Genomic DNA, 8,802 nt, shown 5'->3' on the forward strand with positions numbered 1-8,802 from the left:
CCGGCATGCGGGAGCGGGCGGCCATGGCCGGCGGCCGGGTGACGGCGGGCGCCGCGCCCGGCGCCGGTTTCCTCGTCGAGGCGGTCCTGCCGGCGAAAGGCGGCGCACCGTGACGGCCACCCGGATCGTCGTGGTCGACGATCAGGAGGTGGTGCGGACCGCCTTCGAGGTGCTGCTGGCCACCCAGCCCGACTTCGTGGTGGTCGGCTCCGCGGCCGACGGCGAGCAGGCCATGCGGATCTGCCACGACGTGCACCCGGACGTGGTGCTGATGGACATCCGGATGCCGGGGATGGACGGCATCGAGGCGACCCGCCGCCTCGCCGGCGCCGCCCGGCCACCGCGGGTGCTGATCCTGACCACGTTCGACCTGGACGAGCACGTGTACGCGGCACTCGACGCGGGCGCCAGCGGTTTCCTGCTGAAGGACGCCACCGCCGAGCGCCTCTTCGACGCCGTCCGGGTCGTCGCGGCCGGCGAGGCGCTGCTCGCCCCGACCGTGACCCGGCGGCTCGTCGCCGAGTTCTCCCGGCTGCGCGGCCGCCGCCGGGGTGTGGACGCGGCGCTCGCCACCCTCACCGCCCGGGAGACCGAGGTGTTGCGGCTGATCGCCGAAGGCCTGTCGAATCCCGAGATCGCCGCCCGGCTGGTGGTCGGGGAGGAGACCGTCAAGTCGCACGTCAGCCGGGTCCTCGCCAAGCTGGGCCTGCGCGACCGCACCCAGGCGGTCGTGCTGGCCTACGAGTCCGGCCTGGTCGTTCCCGGCGACCGCTGACCCGGCTCACCACGGGTGTGCCCAGCCGGGGACCGTCAGGCGGGTGAGCGCCTCCAGGTAGAAGTAGTCGCCCCACAGCGTGCCCTCGTCCACGCCGACGCCCTTGGGCTTGTCGTAGACGCCGTGCAGCAGCAGCGCGCTGGATCCCGCGTCACCCGCGTATCCGCTGATCAGCGCGTCGAGGATGTGGCCGGCGGCGTCCCGGTACTCGCCGGCGCCGGACTGCGCCGCGAGTTCGAGCAGTCCGCAGACGGCGATCGCGGCGGCCGAGCTGTCGCGTTCCTCGGCGCTGCCGTCGGTGAACTCCAGGTCCCAGTAGGCGATCCGGTCGGCCGGCAACCGGCTCAGGAAGTGGTCGGCGCAGCGGCGCGCGGCGGTCAGGAACGACTCGTCGCCGGTGTGCCGGTGGTTGAGCGCGAACCCGTAGATGCCCCACGCCTGCCCGCGCGCCCAGCACGAGTCGTCGTGGTTGCCCTGCTCGGTCTCGCCGCGCAGCGGTTCCCCGCTCACCGGGTCCCAGTAGAAGGTGTGGAACGTCGTGCCGTCCGGCCGCAGGATGTGGTCGCGCAGCTGGACGGTGTGCCGGTGCGCCGCGCGGGCGTACCGGTCGTCGCCGCTGACCTGGCTCGCCCAGAACAGCAGCGGCGTGTTCATCAGGCTGTCGATGATGGTGCGCCCGCGCTGGCGTGGGTCGCTCAGCGCGCCCCACGCCTGGATGATCCCGGCGGGTTCGAGCACGCGAGCCAGCAGGTGGTCGGCCGCGGCGAGCGCGCTGCGGCAGGCCTGCTGGTCGCCGGAGCGGCGGTACGGTACGACGCACCCCAGCGTGTAGAGGAACCCCAGGTCGTGCGTGTCCAGGTCGGCGCCCCGCCGGAGCCGGTCGGTGAAGCTGCCGACGTGCCGCGCGGCCGCCCGCCGGTAGTGCTCGTCCCCGGTGAGGTCGTGGGCGAGCCACAGCATGCCCGGCCAGAAACTCGTCGTCCACCCGGTGTTGCCGCCGTCGGGCGGCCGCAACCGGTATCTGCCCCGCACCGTGGTGTCCCCCGGGTAGCGGTCGCCGAACTCGGCGAGGTTGGCGTCCACGATCCGCAGGGCGGCGGCCACAGCGGCGGGGCGGGACCGGACGTCGATAGCCGGCAGTGCTGACTCCGCGGCGGAAAACCCCGGCAAACCCGTCATGAAGTTCCCTTCGTCAGAGTGACGCGACTGTTGGCCCAGACCACGTAGAGCAGCGGCGCGGCGGCCAGGCCGAGGGCGAGCGCCGGCCGGCTGACCAGCAGCGCCTGGAGCACGGCGAGCACCACCAGCGACAGCACGGTCAGGTGCCAGCGGCGGATCGCCAGGTAGGCGCAGGCCCGGGCGGCGTCGACCAGCCGTACCCGGGGGTGCTCGGCCAACAGGGCGAGAGTGAGCAGCGTGGTGACCGCGACCAGCAGGATCGCGACAGCGAGGACCGGGATCGCGACCGCTCCCGCCGGCCTGCCCCAGAACGCCGCGATGTCGACGGCGAGCACGACGGTCAGCGCGGTCGCGGCGGCGGTCACCCCGGTGGCGCGCCGCCAGGTGACCCGCCAGGCGCGGGTGAAGGTGGCGATCACCGTCGTGGCGCGCTCGTCGGTGTAGGCCGCGAGCACGGCGAACACCGCGCAGAGCGCGGGTCCGCCCATCGGCGCGAGCAGGGCCAGCAGCGGCCAGGACCGCGCCGGGTCGGTGGTCAGCAGGACCACGAGCGGCGGCAGGCACGCGCCGGCCAGCAGCAGGTTGGTCATCAGGGTGACGTACGCCGTGTCGAGGACGGCGCTGAGAGTCTCGAACCGCAACCGCATCGTCGTCAGCCCTTCAGCCCGGTCGTGGCGATGCCCTCGACGAAGTACCGCTGCCCGGCCAGGAAGATCACCACGATCGGCAGCACGGAGAGCACCGAACCCGTCATGATCAGCGCGTACTCGGCGTTGTACTGGTTGATGAACGACTTGAGTCCGAGCTGGATCGTCCACAGGTCGGGGCTGCGCAGGTAGAGCAGCGGGCCCAGGTAGTCGTTCCAGGTGGTGACCAGCGTGATCAGGGTGAGACTGGCGAGCGCCGGCACGGACAGCGGCAGCATGATCCGGCGGTAGATGCCGTACTCGCTCATCCCGTCGATGCGGGCCGCGTCGATCAGCTCGTCCGGCACCGTCTCGTAGAACTGCTTCATCAGGAAGACGCCGAGCGGCCCGAACGCCTGCAGCGCGATGATCGACCAGAGAGTGTCGGTGAGCTCCAGCTTGGACATCACGATGAACTGCGGGATCATGTAGGACTGCCACGGCACGGCCAGGGTGCCGATGTAGGCCAGGAACAGCACGTCCCGGCCGGGGAAGCGGACCTTGGCGAACCCGTACGCCGCGAAGCTGCCGGTGAAGACCTGCAGCAGGGTGACCGCCGCGGAGAGCAGCACGGTGTTGCCCAGCCAGGTGCTCATCTCGGACTTGCGCCAGATGTCGGCGTAGTTGCTCCACACCGGATCGGCCGGCAGCCACTGGACCGGGATGGTGAAGACGTCGTTGTTCGTCTTCAGCGACGACATGATCATCCAGTAGAACGGCAGCAGCACGGCCACCGCCGCGGCGCCGAGGGCCAGATAGCCCAGGACCCGCCGGGTACGCCGGCCGGGCTTCTTCGCCAGGCCGGGTTCGGGAATCGCGCCCGGCGGGGCGGGCCGCAACATCGTGGTCATCACGAGCTCCTGCGCTTGTTGATCACGAATTGCACGATCGTCACCAGGAAGCAGATCGCGAACAGCACGATGGACAGCGCCGACGCGTAGCCGTACTGGTTCTCCTCGAAGCCCTTCTGGTAGATGTACTGCGACAGGACCAGGGTCGACTGGCCCGGCCCGCCGTCGGTCATCACCAGGATCAGGTCGAAGACCTTGAAGCTGCCGATGGTCAGCAGCACCGTGATGAAGAAGGTGGTCGGCCGCAGCCCGGGCAGGGTGACCGCGCGGAACCGTTGCCAGGCGCTCGCGCCGTCGACGGTGGCGGCCTCGTAGAGCTGGGCCGGGATGGTCTGCAACCCGGCCAGGAAGAGCAGCATGTAGTACCCCATCTCGCGCCAGGTGCCGACCAGGATCACCGCGGGCATCGACCAGTCCGCCGAGGTGGTCCAGCCCGGCGGGTTGTCGACGCCGATCGCCCGCAGCAACTCGTTGACCGGCCCGTAGCTCGGGCTGAACAGCATGTTCCAGATCTGCGCGATGGCCACGATCGAGGTGATGTACGGGAAGAACGCCACCGTCCGGAAGAACGCCACCGCCCGCAGTTTGCGGTTGAGCAGCAGGGCCAGGCTCAGCGACACGGTCAGCGTCAGCGGGATGTGGAAGGCCGTGTAGTAGAAGGTGTTGCGCAGCGCGGTCCAGAAGCTGGCGTCGTCCCACATCTGCCGGAAGTTGGCCAGGCCGCTCCAGGTGCTGCCGCCGAAGATGTTCCACTCGGTGAAGGCGTAGTAGAAGAGCAGCACGACCGGCACCAGGGTGAGGACCGCGAAGCCGGCGAAGTTCGGCAGCAGGAAGCTCCATCCCACCGCGATGGTGCGCGTTCTCATCGGGGGCTCCTGTCGTTCGCGGGCCCGGCGCCGCGCGCCGGGCCCACCGGGCTCACTTGCTCAGGACCTCGTTCTTGGCGCGTTCCTGCGCCTCGGTGATGGCCGCGTCGACCGGTTTGCTGCCCGACAGCACGGCGCTGTGCAGGTCGTTGAGGATGTTCTGCAGCGGCGCGGTGTATTTCGACACCGGGTTCTCCGGCTTGGTGTCGTGCGTGGCGAAGGTGAACTTCGACAGCTCGTCGGTGGGGATGCCGGAGACGGTGAAGAAGCTCTCCTTGACCGCCGCCGTGTCAGCCGGGGTGATCGCGATCGCGGCGAGCGCCTTGGCGCCCTCCGGCCCGGCGGCGTACGCCAGGAACTGCTTGGCCGCCTCGACCTTGCCCTCGTCGATCTTCGGGTTGACGCCGAGGCCGGTCGGGTCGGCGAAGGTCACCGGGGTGGCCGACCTGCCGGCGGTCGCCGCGCTCTGCTGCGGCGCCGGAGCGATGCCCCACTCGAACTTGTCGGCGTCGCCCTTCGCCTGCTGGCTGCGCAGCGTCGCCATGTACCAGGTGCCCATCACCATCATGGCCGCCTGCTGTTTCCCGAACTGGGCCTGATAGGTGAGGCTGTTCGTGGTCGCGTCGCCGAACTTCACCTGGGCGCCGGCGTTCTGCAGGTCGAGCGACCGCTCGTAATAGGGCTTGAGGTAACCGAAGTCGCCGCTCTGCAGATCGGCCCCGCTGGTCTGGGCCAGCGCGAAGCCCTGCGCGGTGGACTGCCACACGTGCTGGTAGGCGCCGAGCGCCTTGGACCCGGCGGCCTTCAGCTTGGTGGTCAGCTCCTTGGCCGTGGCGGCGTAGTCGTCCCAGGTCCACGACCCGTCCGGCGCCGCGACCCCGGCCTTGTCGAACAGCGCCTTGTTGTAATACAGCACCCAGGAGTCCTGCCGGTACGGGATCGCCCACGTCTTCCCGTCCACCTGGTAGGTCTGCAGGCCGCCCACCGTGCCGCCCAGCTTGCCCGCCACGTCCGAGACGTCGAGCAGCTGCTTGCCGTTCTGGTAGGTGTAGAAGTTCTTCAGGTTCTTCTGCACGTAGATGTCGGGGGCCTTGCCGGCGGCCAGGTCGGCGATCATCTGGGTGTCGTAGTTGGTGGCGTCGTACTCCTTGACCTCGACGGTCACGTCCGGGTTCACCGAGCGGAAGCCGTCGGCCAGGGTCTGGAACTCCGGTGTGGTGGCCAGGCTCCAGCCGGCGAGGGTCAGGGTGGCCGGTCCGGAATCGTCGCCGGAGTCCCCGTCACTGCAGCCGGCCAGGAACACCAGGAGCGCCGTGGCGGCCGCGATCGAGCGTTTCATCCTCACTCCTTCGATAGGTGATGGCGCGTGCGCACCCCGTCCGGCCAGGTGACCTGCGCATCCGGCCCGTCGAGCGCGACCCGGCACGAGGACACCGCCGGCCGGCCGGACAGTTCGGCCAGCACGGCTGTCCAGGCGCCCGGCCGCACCGGGTAGTCGAGCCACGGAACCCGGGTCGGGGTGCCGAGCGGGCCGGCGTTCTCGTGGGTGGCGAGACCCGCGGTTGCCTCGTGCGCGTCGCCGGCCGGGCTCAGGCGGGTGGTGAGACGGTCGCCGGTCACGGCCCACCCGGTGATCCGGAGCCGGAGCCCGTCCGGGTCGAGGCCGGCGGTCAGACGGTCGACGCGGGCGAGTCGGACCTCCCACGGGCCGCGCACCAGGGAGACGACCGTGAGATGACCGGCCGGCTCCGACACGCCGGCGCGGCCGTTGCCGTGGTCCGGCTGGCCGGGCCGGGGTACGACCCAGCGGGCCGGCCAGGTGGAGGCGGCCACCCCGACCGGAACGTCGCCGTCCTGGTCGATCCTGGTGCACAGCGCCCGCATCCCGGTGCGGTGGGTAGCCCGTCCAGTGGCGTCCACCAGGGTCACGGCCATGTCCGACGGGGTGCTCCAGGCGGGCTCGTCGAGCGTGGGAGCGGTCGCGGTGGAGTAGCCGAGACGGGCGTAGAGCGGGGAGTCGGCACCGGTGGCGCCCTCGGTGGCGTGGTCGGTGCCGTGGTTGACGACCCGGACGACGCCGTCCGCCCGCGTACCGGAAAGGATCCAACCGGGAGCGCGCATCGCGCGCAGCGTGTCGCCGGCCTCGACCGGCAGGGGTTCGGCCGGCGCGGTCCAGACCGGATGGCCGGCCGGCAGCGCGATGCCGAGCAGGCCCTTGCTCGCCCAGTACGGCGAGCCGGGCCCCGAGTACGACTGGGCGAGCCGTGGCCACCGGTGGTGCCAGCCGAGGGTGAGCAGGCCGTCGTCGCCGGGGGCGCCGTGCTCGGTGAAGTGCCCGACCACCCGGGTGGCGGCGTGCCGCAGCAGGCCCGGCGACAGCGACGGCACCCCGGCGAGCGCGCCGATCCAGAACGGCGCCGCCGCCGCGAACCGGTAGATCAGGCTGCGGCCCTGGATCAGCGGGGAGCCGTCCGCGCCGACCAGCGCCACCGCGTCCCGCAGGAACCGGTCGAGGTCGGCGACGTCGCGCTCGCGGCGGCCGGCGGCCAGGTCGGCGGCGCCGGCCATCCGCGCCCACAGCGTGGGGTAGAGATGCAGCGCCCAGCCGGTGTAGTGGTCGTAGGCCCGCTCCGGGCCGTCGGACATCCAGCCGTCCTCGCGCCGGAACGTGTCGTGGGTGGCCAGGTCCTCGGCCATCTCGCTGAGCGAGTGCGGGCCGCCGACCGAGCGCAGGAAGGTCTGCACGACCAGGCGGAACCAGACCCAGTTGATCCGCGGATAGGTCTCGTCGCCGACCGCGGGACTGAGGTAGTCGATCACGCGTTCCCGCACGTCCGGGGTTAGCCGGTCCCAGATCCAGGGGCGGGTCAGGTCCAGGATCAGGGCGAGCGAGGCGGCCTCCACCTTGGCCTGCGGGTGCTCGTCGAGGCGCACCCAGCGGTCCGGCGCGCTCGGGTCGGTGCCGGTGGCGATGCCGCTCGCGTACCACTCGGCGAGGCCGGTCTCGTCCGTGGGGGAACCGGCCAGGCGGAACCCGGCGAGCAGGAACGTGCGGGCGAAACCCTCCAGGCCGTCGACGTCGCGGCCGTAGCCGCCGGGCGGGCCGGGCGGGGTGATCCGGGCGTGGCCGGGTGAGGCGTGACGTCGCGCGGCGGTGAGGATCCGGTCGGCGAGCCGCAGCCAGTCCGCGCGGCTCGACAGGGAGTTTTCGGGCACGCGTCACGCTCCGAGGGGTGGTGAACGGCTCCGGTTTCGGGAACGTTAAACGCTCACAATCAATCATGTCAATGCCACATTCGAACTCGTTCGATCAGCCGCAATACTTGTCATTGACCTGGGTATTCGCGGTTCTGGCAGGCAGCTGGCGCTTGTGTGGGCGGCGATCGAACGATCTAATACGATCAGAATCGATCACCTGGGGGAGGAGGTCGTGTGTCAGCTGGTTCCCTCCTGCGCCCGGCCGGGGACTGCCTGCCCGTGCCGCCCGCCGACGACCGTCAGGTCTGGGGCACGGTGGACCCGGCGACCCTGCGTGGCCTGCGCGAACGCGCCGGAGCCGAGCTCGCCACGCCGTGGCCGGTGCCGCTCGCCGGCGGCTACGCGCGCTACTTCCGCGACGGCGACCGCGACGCCTACGAGCAGGTCGTCTTCGCCCGGCAGCAACGCCTCAGCCGAGCCGCGGTGCTGGCCGCCGCCACCCTCGCCACGGACTGGATCGACGAGGTGGCCGACGGGGCGACGCTGCTCTGCGAGCAGAGCAGCTGGTGCTGGCCGGCGCACGACGACACGTTCGCCCGGCACGGTGCGGTCGTACCCACCGTCACCGAGCCCTACCTCGACCTCGGCGCCGGCGAGGTGGCCGCCCAGCTCGGCTGGATCGACCACCTGCTCGACGCGCAGCTCGACGAGCGGGTGCCCGGCCTGCGGGCCCGCATCCGCCACGAGGTGAACCGCCGCGTCCTGACCCCGTTCCTCACCCGCCGTGACTGGCACTGGCTGGGCCGCGACGGCGACGTGCACAACTGGAGCCCGTGGATCCAGGGCAACGTCCTGGTCGCGGCGCTGCAGCTGGAGACCGATGCGGCCCGCCGCCGGGTCCTGGTCGACCTGACGGTCGAGGGCCTGGATCGGTACGCGGCCGCGCTGCCCGCCGACGGAGCGATCGACGAGGGGTACGGGTACTGGTGGAACGGCGCGTGCCGGCTGCTCGAGGCGCTGGACGTCCTGGCGTACGCCACCGACGGCGCCGCGGGTGACCTGCCCGCCGGGCCGCTCTGGCAGACGGTGTCGTTCCCGCACCGGATGCACCTGGGCGGGCCCTGGCACCTGAACCACGCCGACGGCTCGGCCCGGCCCGGCCCGCACCTGCCCTGGGCCGCGCTGCACCGGGCCGCGCGGCGCGTCGGCGACCAGGACGCCCGGGCCTACGCGGCGGCGCACCGCCG

At 71.7% G+C, this 8,802-nt stretch carries 7 protein-coding genes and 1 pseudogene; 2 read left to right on the plus strand and 6 right to left on the minus strand.

Annotated features, from left to right (window positions below; translation table 11 throughout):
• Positions 1-109: 109 nt before the first annotated feature.
• Positions 110-775, plus strand: coding sequence for a response regulator transcription factor (locus AB0F81_RS48845; RefSeq protein ID WP_360210893.1), 666 nt, complete (start codon positions 110-112; stop codon positions 773-775).
• A 6-nt stretch (positions 776-781) separates the two neighbouring features.
• On the opposite strand, the gene AB0F81_RS48850 is transcribed toward AB0F81_RS48845, so the two are convergent.
• The 6 genes from AB0F81_RS48850 to AB0F81_RS48875 are packed head-to-tail and all read right to left on the minus strand — an operon-like array spanning position 782 to position 7,573.
• Positions 782-1,954 (minus strand): glycoside hydrolase family 88 protein, encoded by a 1,173-nt coding sequence (locus AB0F81_RS48850; protein WP_360210895.1) that lies wholly within the window; start codon positions 1,952-1,954, stop codon positions 782-784.
• Positions 1,951-2,601, minus strand: coding sequence for a DUF624 domain-containing protein (locus AB0F81_RS48855; RefSeq protein WP_360210897.1), 651 nt, complete (start codon positions 2,599-2,601; stop codon positions 1,951-1,953). The genes AB0F81_RS48850 and AB0F81_RS48855 overlap by 4 nt, the downstream gene beginning before the upstream one ends.
• Before the next feature lie 5 nt (positions 2,602-2,606).
• Positions 2,607-3,491 carry a carbohydrate ABC transporter permease gene (locus tag AB0F81_RS48860; RefSeq protein ID WP_360210899.1) on the minus strand — a complete coding sequence of 295 codons (885 nt, stop codon included), beginning with the start codon at positions 3,489-3,491 and terminating at the stop codon, positions 2,607-2,609.
• Complete coding sequence (locus tag AB0F81_RS48865; RefSeq protein ID WP_360210901.1) at positions 3,491-4,357, minus strand: sugar ABC transporter permease; 867 nt, start codon at positions 4,355-4,357, stop codon at positions 3,491-3,493. The genes AB0F81_RS48860 and AB0F81_RS48865 overlap by 1 nt, the downstream gene beginning before the upstream one ends.
• A gap of 52 nt (positions 4,358-4,409) precedes the next feature.
• Positions 4,410-5,696, minus strand: coding sequence for an extracellular solute-binding protein (locus AB0F81_RS48870; protein ID WP_360210903.1), 1,287 nt, complete (start codon positions 5,694-5,696; stop codon positions 4,410-4,412).
• A gap of 2 nt (positions 5,697-5,698) precedes the next feature.
• Positions 5,699-7,573 (minus strand): DUF2264 domain-containing protein, encoded by a 1,875-nt coding sequence (locus tag AB0F81_RS48875; protein WP_360210905.1) that lies wholly within the window; start codon positions 7,571-7,573, stop codon positions 5,699-5,701.
• Positions 7,574-7,789: 216 nt separating this feature from the next.
• On the opposite strand from AB0F81_RS48875, the pseudogene AB0F81_RS48880 reads away from it, so the two are divergent.
• Positions 7,790-8,802, plus strand: a pseudogene (locus AB0F81_RS48880) (heparinase); the annotation flags it as partial.

Source organism: Actinoplanes sp. NPDC024001 (assembly GCF_040638955.1).
Lineage (GTDB): Bacteria > Actinomycetota > Actinomycetes > Mycobacteriales > Micromonosporaceae > Actinoplanes.

Excerpts from the sequence above, each read along its gene's own strand:
- AB0F81_RS48850 (WP_360210895.1), bottom strand. The coding sequence starts at position 1,954 with ATGACGGGTTTGCCGGGGTTTTCCGCCGCGGAGTCAGCACTGCCGGCT.
- AB0F81_RS48855 (WP_360210897.1), bottom strand. The coding sequence starts at position 2,601 with ATGCGGTTGCGGTTCGAGACTCTCAGCGCCGTCCTCGACACGGCGTAC.
- AB0F81_RS48860 (WP_360210899.1), bottom strand. The coding sequence starts at position 3,491 with ATGACCACGATGTTGCGGCCCGCCCCGCCGGGCGCGATTCCCGAACCC.
- AB0F81_RS48865 (WP_360210901.1), bottom strand. The coding sequence starts at position 4,357 with ATGAGAACGCGCACCATCGCGGTGGGATGGAGCTTCCTGCTGCCGAAC.
- AB0F81_RS48870 (WP_360210903.1), bottom strand. The coding sequence starts at position 5,696 with ATGAAACGCTCGATCGCGGCCGCCACGGCGCTCCTGGTGTTCCTGGCC.